Below are 21,546 nucleotides of genomic sequence, written 5' to 3'. Positions count from 1 at the left end.
CAAAGGCCTTGCCAAACGATGCAAAATTCGAAAGGTCCGCGGCATGAAAAGGGCTTCAAAATGAGACGGGATCTCATGAATTGTTCCCAGATGAACGCCGATCGGGCGTTCGCACCTCTTCACACCGGGAATTGCAATGACTGACGAACCCAAGCTGGGCCTGATCGTCTCCGCCAGCGCCAAGGCGCAGTGCGGCGCGGCGGACCTGCGCAAGGCCCACGACTGGGTCGATCCCGCCGAGGCCGACGTGCTCGTCGTCGTCGGCGGGGACGGCTTCCTGCTGCATATCCTCCACGAGATGCTCGACCGGGACATGATCAAGCCGGTCTACGGAATGAACCTCGGCACCGTGGGTTTCCTGATGAACGGGCCGCACGACGGCGTTCCCATCGCCGAGCGCATTGCCGAAGCCCATCCGGTGCCGGTGCGCCCGCTCCAGATGCATGCGACCAGCCATGATGGGCGCAGCTTCGTCTACTATGCGATCAACGAAGTCTCGCTGCTGCGCGAGACGCGCCAGACCGCCAAGCTGGAAGTGACGATCAACGGCAAAGTGCGGATGGAGGAACTGGTGGGCGACGGCGTGCTGGTGGCCACGCCGGTCGGCTCCACCGCCTACAACCTTTCGGCCAACGGACCGATCCTGCCGCTTGGTTCGCGGATGCTGGCGCTGACCCCGCTCAGCCCGTTCCGTCCGCGCCGCTGGAAGGGCGCGATCCTGCCCGAGAGCGCCGAAGTCGAATTCCGCATCCGCGAGCCCGGCAAGCGCCCGGTCGCCGCCGTGGCCGACCAGAAGGAAGTGCGCGATGTGAAGACCGTCCGCATCGTCGCCAATGCCGAGAAGGAACTGACCCTGTTGTTCGATCCGGGCTTCACCCTGGAAGAACGCATCTTCGCCGAGCAGTTCCAGGTTTGAGGAAGGGACCGGGGTAGCGACCTCAGCCTGTGGAAAAGTTTTTGCATCATTTTCATGACAGAGTGCTTGCCAACCCTGAGGACCCCTTTTATAGGCGCACTCCTGCCCGGCGGTGGTAACACTGACAGGCTGCTCCCCGATAGCTCAGCGGTAGAGCATTCGACTGTTAATCGAATGGCCGTAGGTTCGAATCCTACTCGGGGAGCCACTTTCCTTTCTCAAGGAAGCTCCAGCAGGCTCACAAGCCTTGTAATGTCGAGCTTTTTGGCCTTACCGGGTCCTCAACCAAGTACAGCCGTTCTCATCGAAGCTCACGCATAGCGGGGGCATTCGTGGGGCACCGGCTTTCGGAAGTGGGGGCACCCGATGTTGACCGAATTGCAGTGCCGGAAGGCTGCTGCGAAGGACAAAGCGTACAAGCTGACGGACGAGAAGGGCTTACACCTCTACGTCACGCCGACCGGCTTCAAGAGCTGGCGTTACAAATACCGATTCGCGGGCAAAGAAAAGCGACTCACCTTCGGCGCCTGGCCGGAGGTCTCGCTGAAGGAAGCGCGCGATCGACGCGACGAGGCGCGGCGCGCGATTCGGGACGGCCTGGACCCGGGGAATGTGAAGTCTGCGGAGCCGGCGCCCACGCTGCGGCAAATGGCTACTCGCTGGCTGGCTTTGCAGGCGGACGTCTGGAAGCCGAAGCACGCGGCGGACGTGAGGCACAGCTTGGAGAGCGAGGTCTATCCTGCGCTGGGCGATCGGCCCCTGGATCAAATCAGCGCGGCCGACGTGCTCGAGCTGCTCACTTCCATCCAGGATCGCGGCGCGACGGAGGCTGCGCATCGAATCAGGTCGCGGCTCTCCTCGATCTTTCAGACGGCCATGGTTTCGGAGATGATCAGGACGGATCCTGCCGCCTCGCTGTCGAAAGCCCTGAAGCCGATCGTGAAGCGGAAGCACCCGGCGCTGCTGGATATTCGCTCAGCCCGCGCCTGCCTGCTGAAGGTGGAGAGCGAGCCCGGCTTTCCCGCTGTGAAACTCGCCTCGCGGCTGCTGGCGCTGACGGCCGCGCGGCCGGGCATGATCCGATTCGTCGAGCATCACGAGTTCGAGGATCTGGACGGGCCAACGCCGATCTGGCGGGTTCCGGCAGAGAAGATGAAGCTGGAGCGCGAGGAGAGCGAACAGGCGGCCTTCGAATTCGTGTTGCCGCTCTCGCGGCAGGCGGTGGAGACGATTCGCGCAGTTCGCCAGATGACCGGCAATCGGAAGTACGTTTTCGCGTCAGCCTCGAAGTCGCACCTGCCCATCAGCGAGAATGCGCTGAGCAGCGCGTACCGGCGCTCGGGCTTTGCTGGGCGGCACGTTCCGCATGGATGGCGGTCGTCGTTCTCGACGATCATGAACGAGCGCGCCATGGATCTCGATCGACCCGGCGATCGGGCAATCATCGATCTTATGCTGGCGCACCAGCCGGAGGGCGTCGAAGCGCACTACAACCGGGCCGCTTATATGCCGCGCCGGCGCCAACTCGCCCAGGAGTGGTCGGACATGCTTCTGGAAGGTGTGCCGCACCCAGAGACCTTGCTGATCGGGCCGCGACGCTGATCAAGGGCGGCCGCGCATGACGGCCGCCACACGCAACGACGCCTCGCCGTTTGGCCTGATCGCCGCAAAGGTCACGAAGACCGCGCTCGGCCGCAAGACACGCGCGCTCCTGGAGCGTGGCGATAGCCCGCGCAGCGGCGAGAAGGTCTGGCGCAACTCCTACACCGAGGGCACGATCGAGGATCGTGTCTGGAAACCGATCCACGACGGCACCGCGCGCGGCGGCAAGCGCTGGGTGGGCGCGCTGCTAAAGGCGGCCAAGGCGCTGGAATACAAGACGCGCCTCAAGCGTCGCCAGGCCGAGCCTGGTGCGCGCAACGGTGCGCTTGGCGAAATTGGCATCGAAGTGCTCGAATTTCTTTACGAGCTGGTCGACTTCTCGACCGGACGCCTTGAGCCCGCGATCCAGACGATCGCTGATGGCATCGGTCGTTCCTACGGCGCCGTCCACGAAGCTCTTTGCAGATTGCGCAAAGAGGGCTTCCTGCACTGGATGCGACGCTCCCGCCCGATCGACAACCCACAGCCGGGTGGTCAACAGGTGGAACAGATACAGAACGCATACGCCTTGCTTGTTCCGACCGAGATGAAAGACTGGCTGCGAGCGCTGTTCAAGGGCGCCCCAGAGCCGGGCTGTGAGCGGGACCGCAGGAAACGCGAGCGTGATGCCTACGAGGCCATGCTCGCCTCCCTGACCGCCGAGGAGCGCCACAACGCGACTTGGAGCGGGGATCGTCTCCTGGGCGAGACGTTGCGGTGCCTCGCCGCCGGGATCGACGCGCGCGATATCCGCAGGGGCGAATCTTCCAGCACTGGAGAGACCGGGGGATCATTCTGATCCAATGACGACATAGGGCGCTTCGGCGCCCTATGAAGCCGGCTTCGCCCCGGTTTGTTCCGTCCCCCGAGGCCTTTAAGGCAGTTCTGACAAAAAAACGAAGCGCCGGACGCACCGGCGCGCGGGGGCGGCTGCGCCGCCCAGGGTGTCCCAGGGGGCCGGGAGCAACGGCCGTGCCATTCTGCGTCGTTGTCCCGGCCCCGTCGGTTGCTCTGTCAATCGGGCGCGAAATTGCTGATGATCAGCTCGTTGACCTTCTTCGCCTCGCTGGAGATCGTCCAGGTCGTCTCGATGTCCCTGATCTCGAATGCCGAGAAGATCTCGCGCACCTCTGGTGTATCGTTGATCGAGAGAAGGAACTTGCCGCGCGCGCCGGCCAGGATCGACGCCAGGCGCTCGAAGTCGCTACGATCGAACGCGCCGGCGCCATAGTCGGTCTCGCAACCGAAGTAAGGCGGATCGAGATAGAACAGCGTGCCCGGCCGATCGTAGCGCGCGATGAACTTGTCGAACGGCAACTGCTCGATCACAACGCCGGCGAGCCGCTCGTGAATATCCGCAAGGACAGGCTCGAGTTTCGTGACGTTGAAGCGCGATGACGCGGTTGTGCTGACGCCGAAGTTCCGGCCGACGATCTTACCACCGAACGCCAGGCGCTGGAGATAGAGGAAACGCGCTGCGCGCTGGAGGTCAGTGAGCCGGGCGGGATCCAGATCCCGCAGCCGCTCGAATTCCGCTCGGCTCGCGACGCGCCATTTCAGCATGTCGATGAAATAGGGATAATGCTCCTGGAGCACGCGGAAGAACGTGGCGACGTCACCGGAGATATCGTTGATGACCTCGGCCTTCGGCCGCGTTCCGCGCCGCAGGAAGATCCCGCCCATGCCGACGAAGGGCTCGGCATATGCCTCGTGGGGCGTGCGATCGATCATCGCGCAGATCCGTCGCGCCAGGTTGCGCTTTCCGCCCTGATAACCGGCGGCGGGCGAAACAGGGCGAACGCTTTGTATTGACTGCATTTTTTAAATAGGCTCCATGACCCCGCCCGTATGCGGGTGCGGGGCGGCCAGTCGGCCAGCTGTGTCGTGGCGAGCCATTACTCGTCGGTGCCCGGGGGCCAGCCCGGAAACCCCCGCCCCGCCGGCCAAGCTGGCCGGTGGACTAGGGAGGAAATGAGAAGGGGAGCTAGTCCGCTAGGTGGCGTGGACAAGTTCGAGCTGTCGGCTGACGCCCCAAAGCGGAACTAATTCATTCATTTGACGCACAGGCCTGATGGCTTACACAGAATACATGCGTGCCTTTCTCAAAACGGTAGCGATCGGCACATTGGCTGGTGCGTGGATGCCAATGATCTTCACAGTCGTGGTTACACTCAGCTTGATTCCAAACGCGATCAACGGGCAAGGCAGTTTGGCATCTTCGCTGGTTTTCGCATTTTTTCCGATCGCCATAGCATTAGCATTTGTCTTACCGGCCAGCATTTTGCTGGGTTTGCCTGTGACAGCGATCCTCGTTCGGCTCCGAGCGGAGAGCAAGGCTGCATACGTCTCGATTGGGTTCATTATAGGCTTTGCATTACCACTGCTTGTCTTGGTTTGCATGGGAGCCGCCGGAGGGTGGTGGCTTGCGCTATTGGGAGCTTTCAGCGGCAGCATCACGGGGCGGACATGGTGGGTTGAAGCACGCGAAGCTAGCGGCAGCTAGCCACCCGCAAACGCCAATTTGCGCCGTTCCGGGTCCGCCCCTTTGCGGTCGTTCGCGGGCTGACTATGATGGCACAATGTCCATAAATTCTGTCATGCAGCAACAGGCCCGTTCTGAGCTTCAAAAAGTCGTCTCAGCCTTGGAGGCGCGGATTGCCAATGGCCAACTTACTGGGGCGGAATTGATCCTTGGATGCCGCAAAATCCTCGATCTGTGGATCGACATTGGTGGGTCGTCGTTAGACGATCTCGTCATCAGATTCACCGGAATCGAAAGCCAAACGGGGCATGTTCTTGGCGGTAAGCAAGTCCGCTCCGGCCGTGACGTAGACCGAGTTCGTTTCGAACCAGGATCGGAAGCGGAAAGACTGGAAGTTGAAGACATTGGCCGCTGCTTCGACGACGGATTTAAGCGAAACTTGAACGATCTAGCCCGCCATCTGAGCGGCAGCTAACCACCCATCTCGGTCATAGGCGGCGCGCAGCCGCGCTGCCGAAACCGGAATGGCAAGATTGCACGATTTTAATCCAAAAGCTGCCTGTCCGGACCCGCCAACAAAGCAGTCATTGCCGAAGCGCAAGGTGAAGGGCATATCGGATCGTTCAGCGTGACGGAATTGGTAGACGTATCGTCACAACGGTCCTCGTGAAACCGAGGTGTAGGTTCGAGCCCTGCCGCTGACCATAAGTCCGGAGCTACCTCGTAGCCGCCTGACGGTAATCGCCAACTTTGCAGACGTTGTGCCGGCTGATAATGCTTCGGGCTGCCTTGATGTTTTCGGGTTGGAGCGAATGACGAAGACAACGTATGTACTGTTAACCGCAGGAATTTGGGTCTCGTACGTTGCCTGCCTCTATCTTGCGTTTCTGGTTTGTGATCGCTGCAGCCTTCCCGCCGCTGTTCGTTATCTCTTCGCGATCCTACTGACGCTGGGGTGGCTCGCCATTAAGAACAGATTGAACGACATTCGCTGCGGCTCGCAAAGTTTATGACAGCTCTCCCCCGACCTTTCCGACTTTGGCGGCGCTTTGTTCAGGTGCCAGGAGCGGTCGGACGTTCAGCCGAAGGGCAGCTTTTCAAGATTTTAACCTGAAACCGGCCCTTCCGGACACGCCGACATTGCGGACATCCGCTACGGCGCTAATCTAGTTGGAATGTGGCAGGCGACATGGCGCTGGATCAAGCGCGGCACTTTAGTAGTTATTGCGCTATTAGCGCTTCTCAGCGTGATCCTTTGCTTGTTTTGGGTGTACGAAAAGCACCGCATCGCCCAATTTAACAGAACCCATGAACGCCCTTTGTCAGAGGATACGCAGAATACATATTATTCTGAGCCTAACGGAATGTTCGCTCGATTGAAGCCTGTACAAGGGGACAACAATCTTAGGTTCGTCGCAATCCCATCATTTGGGCAAAAGTGGTTCGCGGTTTCGGCCAGCATCATCAAGGGACAAGGAGTTGGGGAAGCTGTCGTGACAAGTCCGGCTGGCGACGTCATTCGACATGAGACGTTCGTGCTACCGGAGGCTGACCTGCTTCTTTTTCTCACTCAGTGGGACGAGATGGTGGATGGATATTCCGGCGAGGGGCGTAGCATTACGGACGGGACTCTTCTTGCGTTTGAACGTCGCCATGGCGCCCATATCACGTCGGGCATGGGGAATTCCCCCTGCCATTACGATGTTTTGGGCGATTGGGCGGCCCAAACATTCGAGCGATACGTCCCCGAGATGCAGGATTTACGCCAACCGCAACTTGCCATGTTGCTGAAAACCCGAAACTGTAACCCATCGATTCTTGATTTGCGCTAGCGTCCGCTTCCCCCAACGTTGCTGCCGAAACGGACCGTTCACAGCAAGCCCAATAGCTGCCGCTTGTTCATGCACAAGGAACGGCCGCAAACCACCCATTACAGTCATTCGCGGATGGCTGGTTTTTGTCCACGCGGCCCTAGTAGCTCGCCCCAGCGATCGAAAAGCGCGCGCCTTCGGCCGAGCAGCTCGGCGCGGTTGTAAGCGGCCTCGACCTTATCCTTGGGGCTGTGGGCGAGCGCCCGATCGATGTCGCTGGCGGCGTCCGGTCCCAGCGTTTCATTCAGGATCGTGGAGAAGCTCGAGCGCCAGCCATGTGGAACATGGCGACCCGAAAAGCCGGCCCGATCATAGAGCGCGCCTATCGCGCTCTCACCAATCGGCCGGCTCCGATCCCGCCCCGGGAAGACCAGATCGTCAGCCTGGGGACGGACGGCATCGTAACCGAATTCGCGCGCAGCCTCGCGCAGTACCGCCACGGCCTGACTCGAAAGAGGCACGACATGGGCGAAACGCGGGTCGTCCTTCTTCGATTTCTTGAGCTTCATGCGCGCCGGCGGGACGCGCCACACCGGCGCGCCGCCGTCCAGGTCCTCGATTTCTCCCCAGCGCATGCCGCGCACTGCTTCCAGGCGAACGGCCGTCAGCGCCAGGAACCGCGAGGCGAGTTTCGTGGCGGCGCGCCCCGGCTGGCAATCGGCGGCCGCGAGCAGCTCGCGGCACTCGTCGGCGATCGTCAGCGCCGGCTGCGGCCGGACAGGGCGGGCGCTGCTCATCGCACGGCCGACGTGCTCTGCCGGGTCGCGATCGGTGAGCCCGCGCGCAATGCCATAGCCGAAGATCGCCGAAAGGCGCTGGCGCTGCCGGCGCGCGGTTTCGATCCGGCCTCGGCCCTCGACCTGGCGTAGAACGTCCAGCAGCTCGGGCGGCTCGATCGACGCGATCGTGCGCGCGCCGATCGCCGGGAAGACATCGCGCTCCAGGCTCGCCAGGACATCGCCGGCATGCGCGGGCGACCAACCGTTCTCGTTATGTCGATACCAGGCGCGCGCGACCTGCTCGAAAGTCTCCAGCTTTTCTTCGGTGGACGAAGGATCCGCGCCTTGGCGGATCTTCGCCTTCGCGTCCTCCCGGCGCTGACGTGCTTCGGCAAGCGAAATGCCGGGAAAGCGGCCGATCACCAGCAGCTTTTCCTTGCCCTGCCAGCGGTACTTAAGGCGCCATGACTTCGTGCCGGCGGGGGTGACGTAGAGGTAGAGCCCGCCGGCGTCGCTCATCTTGTAGGGGCGCGACTGCGCGGCGGCGGCTTTCACAGCACCGTTGGTAAGCATACGTGTACTCTGGAAAAATGGTGCGGTTTCAACTTAATGCGCGCTCTTCATCAACCGGATGACCGGTGACAGGGGGCGACGTGACGTTGAAGACTGCAACGCTGGTTTTTGGGATTATCTCAGCAGGCCTTTGGCTCTGGGCGGCTCTAGTGAACATTCCGTTCGGCTGGGATACTGACGTGGAACGCAGCCGCGCCGAGAAGAAAGTTGCTCGGCTTAACGCTGTCGCAGCGATTGCATCAGCGGCGACAGCAATCTGTTCTGCATATGCCTCGTAAAACGGCGGATGATCCCTCCGCCCCGGTTAAGCGCTGATCTGGCGGATTTCCGCCGTTTGTGAGGGGCCGGGCAGATTCCGATACCCCAACCGATACCCCCATTTTTCGGGGCGGTTTCGGCCTACTTGGCGAGCCTTTCGGCGATCAGCTGCTGACCGAACTCGTAGGCGCTGAAGGCGTAGGCGTAATCGGCGTCGCAGGCGCGGAGGTCGGCTTCGGACGTCGCCACGATGGCACCGGCGGCGGTTGCTTCAGGAAGGTGGGCAGCGAGATCTCCGGCGGCGCCGGTGGAAGCTGCGGCTCTGACGGGGCCACCCTGCTGCACGCGATGAGAAGCGATGTACTCGCGCAGGCCAGCATTGTCCGCAAGCAGCGATTCATGGGAGACTTGGGCATCGGTGGCGATCTCCTTCGAGGTCTGTTCGGCCGCCTTTCGCGCGGCAGTGGCGATGGCGACCTGGCGCGCCCACTCACTGCGGTCATCGGCGCGGCCGTTCCGCTCGACGGCGAGGCTGATGCGTGCGGTCTCGACCTTTTCCTCCAGGCCGGTGATGAACCAGAGGCCGTGGATACGAATGGCCTGCACCGCGACCAAGGCGAGCGCAGCGCCGAATAGTCCGGCGTAGATCTTGGCGGCCAATGCCGAAAATGGGTTCAGCGCCATGGCTTTAGGCGCTCCTGAAGGTTCGCGGGCGTCGCGCCGTGTACGATGTTGGTGCGGCAGTACTCGAGCTCGCGGTGCCGACGCTTCGTCAGACCCGGTACGGGAACTTTGCGGCCGTTGACGGTGGCCTTGTTCCACATCAGCAGTGCCTCACAGCCTCCGGGCACGTTGCCGGCGGCGACGCGCTTGGCAGCGGTGGATCCGCACCATCCGCCGGTGTTGTAGTTCATGCTCACGCTGGCGAAGATCTGGTGCGGTTGCCGCTCCTTATCCCAGCGGGTGCAGGCCATTACGATCTTGCCATGGGCGACCAGCTCTTCCTCGAGCATCGAGGCACACTGCGCCTCGGTGAAGTTCATGCCCATCCGGATCGGCTTGCCCTTGTACTTGGTCAGGCCGTCGCATGCAGTGGCGACGCCGGCGATGTCCAGGTACGCCTTCAGGTACTGGCGGCCGGCGACGTGTGTCACCGTTGCCTTGCCGTCCTGTGCCATTGAGACCTGAACCTTTCGGCCACTCTCATCCTCAGGGATGCCGGTGAGCAGCATGGCGGCCGCTGCCGTCCCGACTACCGCGGCCAGGCCGACGAGCTTTTTCGCGGTTTCAGCCACGGCGCTGCTCCCGGACAAACTTCCAGACCAGGAGCGCAATCTGCAGCAGGGTGTAAGCGAGGGTGGCGATCAGTACCCAATCTTGCAGGCTGAGGCCCGCGATAGCTGCTGTGCTGACCGCGATCGGGGGCGCAGCCTTCCCCACGGCACCGGCGTATTCGCTGGCACCTTCCGTGTGCTCGATCATTTTGTGTCTCCGAAGTTTAGACGGGCCAGCCGGAGAGGATCTGGGCCTTGATGTCGGCAAGCTCGTCGTCGGTGGTGTCTGCGCTGATAGTCGCCGCCAGAGCATCCAGTTCGTTCTTCCGGCGCTGGCCCGCTTCGACGAAGGCGGCGACGGACTTGCCGAGTTGGATCATTTCGGCGGCCTCGAGGGCGATGATGGAGTTGTCGGCCATGCGCCAATCGGTGGAGAAGCTGTCACCGCTCTGAAGGGCGAGCATCGCCACCACCACCGAACCCGAGATGTTGACCCGGCTTGTTGCGTCTGTCTCGACGCGGCAGGCATCGCCGTGGATCTCGACCGAGCAGCCGCCGTCCCGGACCGTGTCGCGCTTGGTGCGAACCTTGGCGAGCAGGACCATGCGCTCGGACTGCCAGGGAAAGTCGTCGTCCGAACAAATCAGGCCGCCGGGGTATGGCCCATCTGCGCCGACGAGCCACTCGGCCACGGATGCCTTGGACACATTGCCCGCCGCGATCGCGCCTTCGGGCACTGTCCAGTACCCGCTGCCGATGTAAGGCAGCAACGTCCCGCCGGGGCCGGGCATCGGCTCGGCCTTGGTGGTGGTGACGTTCACGGTGACGGCGTCGTCGAGGCTCACGGAGCCGAGTTTGTGGTAGAGCGGAAGCTCTCCCAGGACGTCCTGGATGATGTACATCTGCGAGTTTCCTAATTGCAGGTGGGGCGCCCGGTCATTCCGTGGCGACGATGGAGAGGACCTGGGACGTGACCGTGCCCACAGTGCCGTTGCTGCGGTCGGTGATGGTCGCGACGAAGGTTCGCGTCTGGGCCGTGCCAGCGGAGTCCGTCGCGGTTAGCGAGCCGGACACCGTGCGCGTGTACTGCAGCGAACCGGTGACCCCGTCGGTCGGGGACGGCCGCGTGCCGTAAATCTGCTCGGTGCACGACGAGATCACGAGGTTCGTCCAGCTGTTGTTCGCGCCCCCGGCGATGCCGCGCGCCAGGTTCACCACAACGTTGCAGCTGATGGACTTGGTCTGATTGATGAGTTCGCCACCGCCGCCGGACGGCGGCGTGGCGCCCCAGGCAGACACCGAGCTGTTCCAGTCGTTCCGGCCCTGTGTGGTACCAGGATAATAGTCGAGCTGCTGGCTGACACAGTTGTAGCTCATCACCACGCTGATCGGGTTGCCGTTCGACGCGGATGGGCCGACCTGCAGGCTGGCATTGGCGGCAATCGAAGTGGACTGCGCCGCGTTCTTCAGGATGCCCGCCGAGAGGGTGCCGCCGAAGTAGGCCGCGCCGTTGGTCTTGAGGTAATAGGCGGCATTGCCCTCGGTGCAGGCGGCCAGGTTCGACTGGTCGGGACCGTACCATTCGAGGAACTGGTTTGCCGATCCGAACGGGGCTCCGGTGACCTTCATGTAGCCGCCGCTCCTCGCGATCGAGCGTCCGTTCGTGACGTCGATCGAGAACGTGCCCCCGGCGTTGCGGATCGTGCCCGCCGTCAGCGTGCCCACGTCCGCCGAGATTGCGGCCAACGTGCTGACGGCGAGCTTCGCGGCGACCACCGATCCAGCTTGCAGAGAATTCGAGCTGATCGAGTTCGCGGCCATGTGGTTGGCCTGGACCGAGCCATCGACGATGAACTGCGCGTTATTGCGCCGGCGCATCTTCATGTTCCAGAAATAGCAGTAGCCGTTCGGAGTGCTGGAGCCGGGTCCGAAGATGCGCAGCCAAGCTTTGCCCTGGGTAGCCCCCGTGTATTTGAAGGTGCCCCGGATAACCCTGTAAGCCTGCCCGGGAGTGGCGTAGAGCAGCGTCCCATTTGAAACTGCCGTGTTTTCGACAGCCTCAGCGACCAGCCACTCCAGGCTGCCACTTGCCGTCCGCATGATAAAATCGAAGCAGACGGTGCCCTCACTGGCCCAAGCGATGCATTCGAAGCCGAATTCGTCACCCGGCTTCACCGCGATTCCGTGGATACCTTCGTTGCTGTCGAAGTTGTTGACCCCGTTGACGATGCTCAATTCATTCGTCGTGTTACCGGCGCGCTGCATGCGCAGGGCGTAGCGCGAGGGCCAAGCTGTACCCGCGCCGCCGTCCGCACAGTCGATCAGGGGGAGGCCTGAAGGAGCCGTGTTGCGCGAATACGCCGACAGCGTGCCGGAGGCGAGGTCCCCGTCGACCATGAGGTTCTCGAAGTCGAGCAGGGTCATCTTCGTCGCGATGACCGATCGAGCGGCAAGTTCCGAGGCCGCGACGGCGCCGGCGGCAATTTGACCGGCGGTGATCGTATCCGTGGCGATCTGCGCGGCTGTGATGGTCTGAGCGGCTATCTTGCCCGCCGTGATCGAGCCATCGACGAGAAGCTCGGCTGAGGCGGCGACATCCAGTTTGATACCACTGAGCCACATATAGCCGTTTCCGGCCACGTTGCCTTCGTTGTAAATGATGACCTGGAACGCGACGGTGCCTGAGGGAACCGGAAGCTGGTCGGTGCGGGGAAGGTTGGTGCCAGCGCCGGGCGCCCAATACAAACTCAGGTCTCCGATGCCGCCACCAGCGACATTGAGGAACCGGACGGTGACCCGCATGCCGTCATTGGTGCCATTAGATCCTACGGCGCGGAGGCGCAGGACCTGGCCCTGCCCGGAGAAGGGCATGCTGGCGGACCAACAGTGCTTTCGCGAGTTGGCCTGCGGCGCGAGCGCAGCGACCCTCGGCACGCCCAATTGGTAAGCTCCGCCCGACGACCCGTTGTTGGCCTCGAAATACCAGCCCGAGGCATCAAGCCGAGAGCCGCTCCACCAGGCCTGATCCGCGAAGTAGGGATCGGGGATGATGCCTTCGGGGACTACAGCGAGCTTGGCGGTGGTTACAGCACCGGCCGCGATTTCAGCGGCATTGATGGCCCCGGCGGCGATTTGCGCGGCGGTGATTGTATCGGTCGCAATCTGCGCGGCCGTGATGGTCTGGGACGCGATATGGTTTGCCGTGATCGAACCATCGACAATCAGCTTGCCTGCGTTCCGCCGGCTCGCCTTGCAGTTCCAGAAGTAGATGTTCGTTCCGTCAGCGGCGGTCTGTTGGCCGAAACCGGTATGAATGAAACGGAAATAGGCTTTGCCCGGTTGGCTGGTGCTGTTCGTAAAATACCCGGAGATGCGCGTCATTGTCTGGCCGGGCTTCGCCGAAAGATTGGAGCCACCCGTGCAATTGGACAGGGCAGTGGCGGGCATCGAGCTGTAAAGTGAGGTGGCGTTGGTCCGGAGAAGCATTTCCACCACGGCTGCCGAACTGGTGGTGTTCGTGGTCCACACCGTGGCCTCGAAATAGATGCTCTCCCCCGCCGCGATATCGATGCCGTCGCGCATGGTGGTATCGTCGAACGAAGTGACGCCGTTCACGAGGGAAAGCTCGCCCGTCTCGCCTGGTCCCCGGTACATCCGGATGCCGAAGTTGGAAGGCCAGTTGGTACCGCCGTCCACGGTGATGCTCGATCCGAAGGCTCCCGTGCCCTGATACACCCGGGTCCAGCCATCGAGATTTCCGGACGCGACGTTTCCGTTGATGAACAGGTTTCCGGTGTCACCGATCGACATCTTGGTCGCGGTGACAGCGCCTGCCGCGAGTTCCGAAGTGTTGACGGCGCCAGCAGCGATCTGACCGGCCGTGATGGTATCCGATGCGATCTGCGCGGCTGTGATGGTCTGCGCGGCGATCTTGGCGGCAGTGATTGCGCCATCGACCAGCATCGTGCCGGATGCGGCTTCCCGGAGGCTGAAGTTCCCCACATTGACGAAGCCCGAGAATGCCGCGCCAGCTACTGAGGAGAAGTACACGCGGATGCAGACACACGTGGGCCGAGTGGTGAACTGGACCCGCTTGAAAATGGTCGTTTGATCTCCCGCGTCGAAAGTAATGTTTACGGGGGCAAAGCCGAGATAGGTACCTGATGCATCAAACTGTTGGATGTTGGCGACGAGGGCTTTGTTGGACCCGTTGGTGCATCCAAGACCCAACTCGTACGCCGTGTTGGGTTTTGCCATAAGCGAGGGCGGGATGATCTGCGCCTCGGCGGTGCCCGTGAACAGTTCGTTGTTGGAGCCGGAATAAAGCTGCCACATCCCCTTCGAGCCACCGACGCGAGCGGCGTACGCCTCAAGGCCAGTGGGGACGAATTGCCAACCGGCGGCCTGGGTGTTGCCGCTGTTCGTCGGGTTGACGCGGCCGCTCTCCGCAAGGGTGCCCTGCGTGGGGCCTTTCCACCAGCTGATGTCCTGGCACTGAGGGTCCGGCCAAAGGTTGTCGCCGGTGATCGCCAGCTTGGAAGCAAGGATCGACCCGGCGGCGATCTGCGCTGCGGTGACCGACCCGGCTGCCAGTTTGGCCGTCGAGATCGCGCCGTCCGTGATCTGCGTCCCGATGATCTGGCCAGCCAGCTTCGCCGCGTCTAGCGAGGCGATCTGATCGGACGTCAGCGTGCCGGTGACGTCGGTAGCGGCGGTGTTCGCCACATAGGCCGAGCCGTTCCACCGGTACAGCTTTCCGCCGAAGGTGATGACATTGGTGATACGGGTCGTAGGCAGCGCGCCAGAAACAAGCGTGACCGGTTCGATACCGGAAGCGAATTGCGCGGCTGCAATGGAGCCGGAAAGGTCGGTGGTCGCGACGCTGGCGGTGTAGGCAGACCCGTTCCAGCGATAGAGCTTGCCATTGTACGAGACGACGGTCGTGACTTTCGCCGCTGGCAGCGAAGTGACGATCGTGATCGGCTCGATACCGGAAGCGAACTGCGCGGCCGTCAGCCCGCCCGTCACGTCGGCAGCGGCCACCGTGGACACATAGGCGGTGCCGTTCCAGCGGTAGGTCTTGCCATCCGTCTGGTTAAAGATGACGCTTGTGCTCTTGGCGGCAGGGACCACGGTCACCAGCGCGACAGGCTCGATGTTCGGCGCGAACTGATCGGCGACAATATCACCGGCAATGTCTGCCGCATTGACGCCCGTTTTCCAGGCATCGCTGGTGTAGGTGTAGAGCTTGCCGTCGGTGTCATTGTAGACGATCCGGCCCTCGAACAGGTTCGTCGTCGGCAAGGCGGAGACGATCTCGTAGCCGCCCTTAACGCGCGACACCGTGAAAACGAGGTCAAAGCTGAGGCCGGTGTAAACGCCGCTTCCCGTCGCTCGCATCGCAACTGCTGCGCTGTCGACATTCAGCCCGCCCGTAACGGCGTAGGTATTGCCGTTGAGCCCGACCTCGAGGCCCGCCGGCTTGGACGTGATTTCGAACGAGAAGCTCGCGCTGATATCGTCGGCGCCGCGGAGGACTTTGAACTGGCCGGTCGCGGGCGAGTAGTCGGCGACGCCACCGTTTGCGTAAGCGTACAGCGTGACAGCGGGCAAAGTCAGGAATGAGGAGACTTTCGTCGTCTCCGAAATGTCGTCCAGCTGGTTCTCGATCGTGGTGATCTTGCCCGTGCCGGTCGTCACGCCGGTGAAGATCGTGAAATCGCCGGTGATTTCACCCACACGATAGCCGAGGCGAACGTCGTAGGAAGTTTCGCTCTGGAGCGGTGAAATGACATGGCGCACTGGCTCGGCCGCCGAAACGATCGCCGAATTCGTCCAGGCATCAGACCCGGCAAGGCGGTAGTCGATGACGATCGCGTCGGCCGAGGGCATCTCGCTTTCGCCAACGACCAGCAGGGCGGGGAAGCCTTCACCCGAGGTGCCGCCCGAAACCGTCCACTCGATAGCGGTCGGAGCCGGAGCCTTGAGTTCGGGTGCAGAAAGCGAGAACGGCGCCGGTGGCGTAGTGGTCTGGCCCAGCGCATAGCCATGCTTCGTCGGCGTTTCGGTCTGGACCGTGAAAGCGACCTTGCCGGTTGCCGGGTCGATCGAGCGCCTCGTGATCAGCACCGGCTGATTTACAATGCCCTCATCGGGCACATTCAGGTTGACGACGTCGCCGGTCTTCAGGCCGATCCACTGCGGGCCGGTGGTGAACGTCCACGGTCCGGCCTCGCGGCTGTTGACGATCTCGTAGGCAGCGAGCTGGCCCGGCTGCTTTGCCTGCTCGCCGGAGAAGACCTGGACCAGCGGAAAGTCGATTTCCTTGGTGCGCTGTCCCTTATCGGCCGTGACATAGGCTGGTTCGGTAACAGCCGTGCCGGAAATGACCGACCATTCGCTGGCCTCGTCGACGTAGCGCGGGATTACGGTGTTGAACCGGTCGCGCCGGCTCTTCGTCATTGGGAACGAAGCGCCGTCGTGCAGGTGGTAGCTCTCGATCGTAGCGATCGCCACGCGCGGAGTGTGCACCATGCAGCCGATCATCGCGCCGGTCTTCGTCGGCACAGCGCCGCCCGCCTGAAGGATCCGCTTCAGCGTGTCCCACTTGCTGTCGGTGGTCCATTCGACGCCGCCGACCTTCCAGGCGTTGGCGTCGCAGACGTTCGCGCATTCGACGAATTCCTCGACGCGGATATTCGCGATCGGGGCGCCGATGCCGCAGGTGCGCTTGCCGTTCTGATAGCGGCCGAGCGACCAGGTCAGTGCATGCAGCGCCGGATTGTCCGACCACACATAGGTCGCCTCGACCAAGGCGCGGCAGTTGCCCGAACCGCCGGGATAGGTGCTGTCGAGGCGGGGATCGTAGACCTTGACCCACTTGCCGATCCAAGCAGGCTCTGGCGCGCCGGCGCCGTACATTTCGCCCTGCTTGTTGTAGCGCAGGCACCACATGGCATGGGTGATGCCGGACAGCTTGTGCGCGGTGGTCCAGCCTGGCGCGGTACCGCCGCCGAGCGAGACCGCCAGCGCTGACGACATCTGCCCGCCCAGGTGAACTTTCTGCGCCTGGTAGTCGTGGTAGGTCCCGATCGCGTTGCCATCGGTCGCGAAGGTGACGGCTTCGTTGTCGCCGGTGAACTGCTCGATCCCTTCGATCGGCCCGCCGATCGTCAGCAGGGCGCCGAACCAGAGGAGATCGTTGAATTTCGTGTAGCCTGGCCGCGTGTTCGTATCGGCGAAATACCGCAGACCCGACATGCGAGTGCGGCCCATCGCGTAGGGAAGGCCACTCTGCGGGTTCGTCGTGAAGCTGGTCGCGCTGCCCTGGTTCGAGACCTTCGGCGCCGCGGCCGCGCCGATCAGGCCGATCACACCGGCGGCAAGGCCGGCGTACATACCGACTGCGGTGATCGTGGTGGTCGAGATACCCGCAACCACACCGGCAGATCCCATAGCGGCCGCGCCGAGAACGCCCGCGCCCGCGAGCGCGCCGACGCCGGTGGCGACCAGGGCGACGGCCGCAACAACCATCCCTGCAGTGCGGAGGGTCTTCATGCGAGGACACTCCAGGCGCGCAGGATCTCGGTAGGCTTGAAAGTCACAAGCCCTTCGTGGTCCTGGTGGAAGCAGAACAGGTTGCCGTTGCCCGCGTAGATGCCGAGCGCGCCGATTGCGCGCTCCGACGGGATCAGCGCGATATCGCCCAGCAGCATGCGCGCGGGCGCGATCGCGATCAGGCCGATGCCGTCCGCCATTTCGGCGAGGGTGGAATAGCCTAAGCGCTTCAGCGCGCGGGCGGCGCCGAATTCGCTCTGGTATGCGCCGGCCTTGCTGACCATGATCTTGTGGCCGAGCTTTTTCAGGTGGAACGCGGCTACCTTTGCGCAGTCGACCGAGCCCCACTGGAAGGCTCGGGTGCGATACCGGGAGAGGGTGGCTTCGGTCGCGGCGTGGCGCCGTTCAAGCGGGGTCATGCGATTACCTGCCTGGCGCCAGTGATCACCGAGACGCCCGACTTCGCGGTCGAGCTGCTCTTCGGTGGTTTGACACCCCAATAGAGGTTCTTGTCAGTGCCGGTCATGAATTCGAGGCCGCGCTCGCCAGGCCAGATGGACTGGTGCCAAGCGTTGGAGGCGCGCTGACCTTCCTCGACCTCGAAGAGGCGCTCGAAGACGCTGACGACGGTGTATTCGAGAGTGCGGGCGCCGTTTGCATCGAGGCCGGGGGTCGGCACGTCGATCTCGCCCAGGAAAAGGGTCTCAGGCTGGCCGATCGCCATCCCAGTGATCGGGTCTGCGGCCCCGACCATGATTCGGACAGTAGATCCCTGCATCGACGAATCAGCCAGCACGGCCATCGCGCTCATGTCCGGCGGCATCAGGCCGATCGTCACTTCCGGCGCTTCGTCGCCGATTTCTTCCGACAGTTCGGAGATCGTGGACAGGGTGCCGAAGGTCGGATCGATCCCCGAGTACGCTTCCCCGTCGATAAGGACGGTCCCGGCCCCATCGAGGAGACGGAGGGTATAGTTCGGCAGTTCGATGCGCACGGCGCCGAACAGCAGCACTGATGGCTGTGCCAGCGCACTCTGTAGCGTAGGATCCACGGGTCAGGCCCCTTCGGAAATCGTGAAGCTGAAGGCGGTCAGGCGGGAGACGGAAATCTGCCAGTTGAGCTCGTCGCCGGGGCTGACGAGACCTTCGATCTGGGGCTGGGCAATCTCGACGACGTCGCCGGCGCCGAGCTGGACGCGGAGCATCGGGAAGATGTTCGCGGTCAGCGATCCGTTGGCGGCTGCTGTGCCGCCCGTCCGGAACATGTGGAGGTAGCGGCGCCCGGCCCGGACGATGGAAAGGAACTGCCCCTCGGCGGCAACGTAACCGGGCGTGAGGCCGGTGAGGGGGATTGAGCTGCCCGCGAGCACGGCGCTTGCGAGTACAGGTGCCCCAGGATTGCCGGTATCGAAGCCAGGCTGCGGGAAGGGCATGATCAGCCGTTGTTTACGCGCCTGAAGCAGGCGGGACTGGATGACCATGGCCTCGGTTTCAGTGCGCTTCGATGGAAGCTGAAGGCGAACGCCGAACCGGGTTCCGAGCCGGTCGATCAGCTGTTCGGGGCCGCCGAGGAACGGCGTCAGGACCGCGCCGAATTCGCGCAGGAATACGGTGGCGGAGTTCGGGACGACCTCCGCCGGCATAGCAATCGCTGCCACAGGTGCTTTTCCTTATGGAATGCGTCGGCGGGCCTGGCGCGACATGTCGGCGCCGGCGGCCGATCGCGCCTGGACGCCTGAGGCCACCGACATCGGCGCCGCGACGCCGGCGGCACGTTGGTCCACCTGGCTCCAGAACACATCGGCGCCGGGGCCGTAGTAGTTGTTCTGCGTTCCGACGCCGTTGCCGCCGCCAAGGTTCGCCAGCTCGTGGTTCGGGATGACCTGGCCGGAGGAGCTGGGCAGGAAGATCTCCGGTCCGCGCTCGCCGACCAGATAGGGCAGGCCGGCTGCGGTCGGGCCGCCGTCAGCTCGCGCGCCGCCGAGCGAGATCCCGCTGTAGGCGCTGAAGTCGTAGGACGCGCCGGCGCTGGAAATGTTGGAGGAACCGCCGCCGCCGAGCGAAAGCCCACCGCCGAAGATGTTCCCCAGGGCACCGACCATGGCCTTGCGGATTTGGATCCTCACGAGGTCGGAAATCACCTGCTGCGCCACGTTCTTGAAGACTTCGCCGAACTTGCGGACGCCCACGGTCGCGTCGGCAAAGCCGTTGATCATGGCGTCGATGCCGTCAACCTTGATGCCCTCGATCGCGTCGTTGATGTTCGAGACCTGGCTGCGCAGCTGGTAGACGTACTGCTGGCCCGGCGACATGTTCTGGATCGCGAGGCGCTGACGTTGCGCGGTCTGCTGCGCCGCGAGCTCCGATCGCGCTTTGTCGGCATCGGCGATGTCGCCGTTGGCAATCTGCTGGTCGAGCAGGTTGCGCTGGATCTCCTGCTGGATCTCCAGAGCCTTGCCCTCGAGCTCAGCCCGCTTTCGCGTGTTCGGCTCGATGTCGGCCATGGCCTGAAGCGTTTCGGCCTGGCGGGACAGCATGTCGTTGTCGAGCTGGATGGCGCGGTCTGAGCGCTCCTTTGCGAGCTTGAGGCGGGCAGGGGCAAGAGTGACGCCGATCTCGCCAGTGGAACTCTCCGGACCATAGATGCGCTCGATCGCGGCTTTGCGCTGAGCCTTCTGCGCGTCCGTCAACTTTTTGTTGGCATCGACCTCGAGGAGGCGCTTCGTGCGATCGGCGGCGAGGAGCTCGTCCTCGATCTTGGCGCGCTCTTCCGCATCGGTGGTGACGTCCAGCTTCGCTTGCAGATATTCACGGTTGAGGGCGGCGAGTTCCTCGTCCTGCTGTGCGTCGGTCTCCATGTTAGGAGTGCGCGGCTTGCGGCCGCGCCCTTCCTGACGAAACTCGGAATCAAGCGTGCGAGTTTTTACATCGCTATCGATCTTCGACGCCGTCCGGTCCTGGTACGGAGCCGATGCATAAGCCGTGATGGCTTCGATGAAATCTTTACGGCCGATGCTGAGTCCGTCGAAGTCGAGCTTTTCGGCCTTTCTGGCCAATGCGCCCAAGGCATCACCGGCACCATCCTTCATGGGGTCGATCGCTTTGACCTGCTTCGCGAGGTCGTTAACCAATTGGGCGCGGCCGAAGTCGCCGCTGACCGGCACACCCAACATACCGAGGGCGCGCTTGCCCATCGAGAGGCCCAGCCCGCTGTCGATGAAGCCCAAGGTCTCCTGCGCCTTGGAACGATTCATGCTCGCTTGCGCGCGCAGGTTTATCGCCATGATCTGGGCATTCAGGCGCAGCATCTCGTTCTGGCTTTTCAGCTTGCCAGTCGTGAGATCGAAGATTTCGCCAAGGACGGACTGCGCGTCGGCTAGCCCGCTGGAGGCAAGTTCAACGCTCTTCATCGCTTTGTCGGTGTCGAGCAGCTTCGGGATCAACGTCGACAGAACAATGATTGCCGAGGTGATAGCCAAGCCCCACGGCCCGGCCATGAACTTGCCGAATTTTCCGGCACCCGTTGTCATGAGCTGAAGGGCCTGGACAACCTGACCAGCCTGAGAGGCGAAAATCTGCATGGGCTTCGCGCCCATCGCCCACATGGTGGCGACGTCGTTGATCTGGAATTGCAGCTGCTGCATGCCGGCGCGCGCAGCCCCGTTGGCAGCGACGACACCCGATGACGATTGGCGATACGCGGCGGTCGCCGACTTCATGCCGGTGACGAACTGTTCAGTTGAGATCACGCCTTCGCGCTGCGCCTGGCGCAGCAGCTTGGTCTCGTTGCGGTACGCGGCGAGTGCGGCACTGGCGGGATCGAGGCGCGCTTTCAGGGCCGCCATTTCGGCCGAAAGCGCCGTCGTCGCCCCGGTGCCTTCCTTCAAACCATTTAGGTCCCTGCGGAACTGGGCGAGCTTCTGTCCGGCCTCGACCATGGCCTGGCCGTACTGCTTGCCAGAGATCGCACCGAGGCTCAGCGCCTTTCGCGCGAGGTCCACTTCCTGTCGGTACTGCGCCTGGGCGGCGCTCAGGGGATCGAGGCGGGCCTTGAGGTCGGCCAGCTGGCGGCTGAAGCCGGCCATGCTGGTGCCCATGTCGTTCGCGGCCTTGCGGATTTCGCGGGAGCCGACGTTGATGCTGTTCTTCAGCGCAGCCATCTTTGCCTGCGCGTCGGCGGCACCGGCCTTGAAGCGCGAAGTCTCGAGCGTCAGGTCCGCGCGCAGCGAACCGATTTTGGCGGCCATCGCGGGTTC

At 63.1% G+C, this 21,546-nt stretch carries 18 protein-coding genes and 1 tRNA gene; 8 read left to right on the top strand and 11 right to left on the bottom strand.

The genetic code is table 11. The features are described from left to right. Positions 1–136 precede the first annotated feature (136 nt). The 4 genes from ACZ1II_RS18525 to ACZ1II_RS18510 all read left to right on the top strand — a co-directional run bounded on the left by ACZ1II_RS18525 (position 137) and on the right by ACZ1II_RS18510 (position 3,356). Positions 137–916: an NAD kinase gene (locus ACZ1II_RS18525; RefSeq protein ID WP_465145072.1), complete on the top strand. Its 780-nt coding sequence runs from the start codon at positions 137–139 to the stop codon at positions 914–916. A gap of 133 nt (positions 917–1,049) precedes the next feature. Then, positions 1,050–1,124, top strand: a tRNA-Asn gene (locus tag ACZ1II_RS18520). Between the two features lie 158 nt (positions 1,125–1,282). Further along, a complete protein-coding gene (locus tag ACZ1II_RS18515) occupies positions 1,283–2,518 on the top strand; it encodes a tyrosine-type recombinase/integrase (RefSeq protein ID WP_465145071.1) in 1,236 nt (411 codons plus the stop codon). Positions 2,519–2,534: 16 nt separating this feature from the next. Beyond that, positions 2,535–3,356, top strand: coding sequence for a LexA family transcriptional regulator (locus ACZ1II_RS18510; protein ID WP_465145070.1), 822 nt, complete (start codon positions 2,535–2,537; stop codon positions 3,354–3,356). 215 nt (positions 3,357–3,571) lie between these two features. Here the strand turns inward: ACZ1II_RS18510 and ACZ1II_RS18505 are convergent, their stop codons facing one another. Next, positions 3,572–4,375, bottom strand: coding sequence for a DNA adenine methylase (locus ACZ1II_RS18505; protein ID WP_465145069.1), 804 nt, complete (start codon positions 4,373–4,375; stop codon positions 3,572–3,574). 253 nt (positions 4,376–4,628) lie between these two features. Here ACZ1II_RS18505 and ACZ1II_RS18500 point away from each other — a divergent pair, with 253 nt between their 5' ends. From ACZ1II_RS18500 to ACZ1II_RS18490, 3 genes are all read left to right on the top strand, one after another. Beyond that, positions 4,629–5,060, top strand: a complete 432-nt coding sequence (locus tag ACZ1II_RS18500) for a hypothetical protein (RefSeq protein ID WP_465145068.1) — start codon at positions 4,629–4,631, stop codon at positions 5,058–5,060. 94 nt (positions 5,061–5,154) lie between these two features. Further along, on the top strand, positions 5,155–5,514 hold the full coding sequence (locus ACZ1II_RS18495; protein ID WP_465145067.1) for a hypothetical protein: 360 nt from the start codon (positions 5,155–5,157) through the stop codon (positions 5,512–5,514). 700 nt (positions 5,515–6,214) lie between these two features. Continuing rightward, entirely contained in the window at positions 6,215–6,871 is a 657-nt protein-coding gene (locus ACZ1II_RS18490; protein ID WP_465145066.1) for a hypothetical protein, read from the top strand. 104 nt (positions 6,872–6,975) lie between these two features. Here ACZ1II_RS18490 and ACZ1II_RS18485 read toward each other — a convergent pair whose 3' ends face one another. Beyond that, entirely contained in the window at positions 6,976–8,202 is a 1,227-nt protein-coding gene (locus ACZ1II_RS18485) for a tyrosine-type recombinase/integrase (protein WP_465145065.1), read from the bottom strand. 80 nt (positions 8,203–8,282) lie between these two features. Between ACZ1II_RS18485 and ACZ1II_RS18480 the strand changes: the two genes are divergently transcribed. Next, positions 8,283–8,480: a hypothetical protein gene (locus tag ACZ1II_RS18480; protein WP_465145064.1), complete on the top strand. Its 198-nt coding sequence runs from the start codon at positions 8,283–8,285 to the stop codon at positions 8,478–8,480. Between the two features lie 121 nt (positions 8,481–8,601). Here the strand turns inward: ACZ1II_RS18480 and ACZ1II_RS18475 are convergent, their stop codons facing one another. Genes ACZ1II_RS18475 through ACZ1II_RS18435 form a run of 9 tightly spaced genes read right to left on the bottom strand, consistent with a single transcriptional unit; the run spans position 8,602 to position 21,537 of the window. Then, positions 8,602–9,144 carry a hypothetical protein gene (locus tag ACZ1II_RS18475; protein WP_465145063.1) on the bottom strand — a complete coding sequence of 181 codons (543 nt, stop codon included), beginning with the start codon at positions 9,142–9,144 and terminating at the stop codon, positions 8,602–8,604. Then, positions 9,135–9,755 (bottom strand): glycoside hydrolase family protein, encoded by a 621-nt coding sequence (locus ACZ1II_RS18470; protein WP_465145062.1) that lies wholly within the window; start codon positions 9,753–9,755, stop codon positions 9,135–9,137. The genes ACZ1II_RS18475 and ACZ1II_RS18470 overlap by 10 nt, the downstream gene beginning before the upstream one ends. Continuing rightward, a complete protein-coding gene (locus ACZ1II_RS18465) occupies positions 9,748–9,942 on the bottom strand; it encodes a phage holin family protein (RefSeq protein ID WP_465145061.1) in 195 nt (64 codons plus the stop codon). Before ACZ1II_RS18465 ends, ACZ1II_RS18470 begins: the two co-directional genes overlap by 8 nt. Positions 9,943–9,958: 16 nt before the next feature. Continuing rightward, complete coding sequence (locus ACZ1II_RS18460; protein WP_465145060.1) at positions 9,959–10,636, bottom strand: DUF4376 domain-containing protein; 678 nt, start codon at positions 10,634–10,636, stop codon at positions 9,959–9,961. Positions 10,637–10,670: 34 nt separating this feature from the next. Next, entirely contained in the window at positions 10,671–17,291 is a 6,621-nt protein-coding gene (locus tag ACZ1II_RS18455) for a hypothetical protein (protein ID WP_465145059.1), read from the bottom strand. Next, positions 17,288–17,710 carry a DUF6950 family protein gene (locus tag ACZ1II_RS18450; protein ID WP_465145058.1) on the bottom strand — a complete coding sequence of 141 codons (423 nt, stop codon included), beginning with the start codon at positions 17,708–17,710 and terminating at the stop codon, positions 17,288–17,290. Before ACZ1II_RS18450 ends, ACZ1II_RS18455 begins: the two co-directional genes overlap by 4 nt. After that, positions 17,707–18,342, bottom strand: coding sequence for a hypothetical protein (locus ACZ1II_RS18445; RefSeq protein ID WP_465145057.1), 636 nt, complete (start codon positions 18,340–18,342; stop codon positions 17,707–17,709). The genes ACZ1II_RS18450 and ACZ1II_RS18445 overlap by 4 nt, the downstream gene beginning before the upstream one ends. Before the next feature lie 3 nt (positions 18,343–18,345). Next, positions 18,346–18,948 (bottom strand): hypothetical protein, encoded by a 603-nt coding sequence (locus ACZ1II_RS18440; RefSeq protein WP_465145056.1) that lies wholly within the window; start codon positions 18,946–18,948, stop codon positions 18,346–18,348. Between the two features lie 12 nt (positions 18,949–18,960). Beyond that, a complete protein-coding gene (locus tag ACZ1II_RS18435; RefSeq protein WP_465145055.1) occupies positions 18,961–21,537 on the bottom strand; it encodes a phage tail tape measure protein in 2,577 nt (858 codons plus the stop codon). Positions 21,538–21,546: the final 9 nt, after the last annotated feature.

Source organism: Novosphingobium sp. BL-S-20, assembly GCF_055521635.1.
The sequence above is the reverse complement of the archived record's forward strand: the minus strand, read 5'-3'. Positions and strand labels throughout refer to the sequence as shown.

Coding starts and splice junctions, on each gene's coding strand:
- ACZ1II_RS18525 (WP_465145072.1), top strand. CDS start 137: ATGACTGACGAACCCAAGCTGGGCCTGATCGTCTCCGCCAGCGCCAAG.
- ACZ1II_RS18515 (WP_465145071.1), top strand. CDS start 1,283: ATGTTGACCGAATTGCAGTGCCGGAAGGCTGCTGCGAAGGACAAAGCG.
- ACZ1II_RS18510 (WP_465145070.1), top strand. CDS start 2,535: ATGACGGCCGCCACACGCAACGACGCCTCGCCGTTTGGCCTGATCGCC.
- ACZ1II_RS18505 (WP_465145069.1), bottom strand. CDS start 4,375: ATGCAGTCAATACAAAGCGTTCGCCCTGTTTCGCCCGCCGCCGGTTAT.
- ACZ1II_RS18500 (WP_465145068.1), top strand. CDS start 4,629: ATGGCTTACACAGAATACATGCGTGCCTTTCTCAAAACGGTAGCGATC.
- ACZ1II_RS18495 (WP_465145067.1), top strand. CDS start 5,155: ATGCAGCAACAGGCCCGTTCTGAGCTTCAAAAAGTCGTCTCAGCCTTG.
- ACZ1II_RS18490 (WP_465145066.1), top strand. CDS start 6,215: ATGTGGCAGGCGACATGGCGCTGGATCAAGCGCGGCACTTTAGTAGTT.
- ACZ1II_RS18485 (WP_465145065.1), bottom strand. CDS start 8,202: ATGCTTACCAACGGTGCTGTGAAAGCCGCCGCCGCGCAGTCGCGCCCC.
- ACZ1II_RS18475 (WP_465145063.1), bottom strand. CDS start 9,144: ATGGCGCTGAACCCATTTTCGGCATTGGCCGCCAAGATCTACGCCGGA.
- ACZ1II_RS18465 (WP_465145061.1), bottom strand. CDS start 9,942: ATGATCGAGCACACGGAAGGTGCCAGCGAATACGCCGGTGCCGTGGGG.
- ACZ1II_RS18460 (WP_465145060.1), bottom strand. CDS start 10,636: ATGTACATCATCCAGGACGTCCTGGGAGAGCTTCCGCTCTACCACAAA.
- ACZ1II_RS18455 (WP_465145059.1), bottom strand. CDS start 17,291: ATGAAGACCCTCCGCACTGCAGGGATGGTTGTTGCGGCCGTCGCCCTG.
- ACZ1II_RS18450 (WP_465145058.1), bottom strand. CDS start 17,710: ATGACCCCGCTTGAACGGCGCCACGCCGCGACCGAAGCCACCCTCTCC.
- ACZ1II_RS18435 (WP_465145055.1), bottom strand. CDS start 21,537: ATGGCCGCCAAAATCGGTTCGCTGCGCGCGGACCTGACGCTCGAGACT.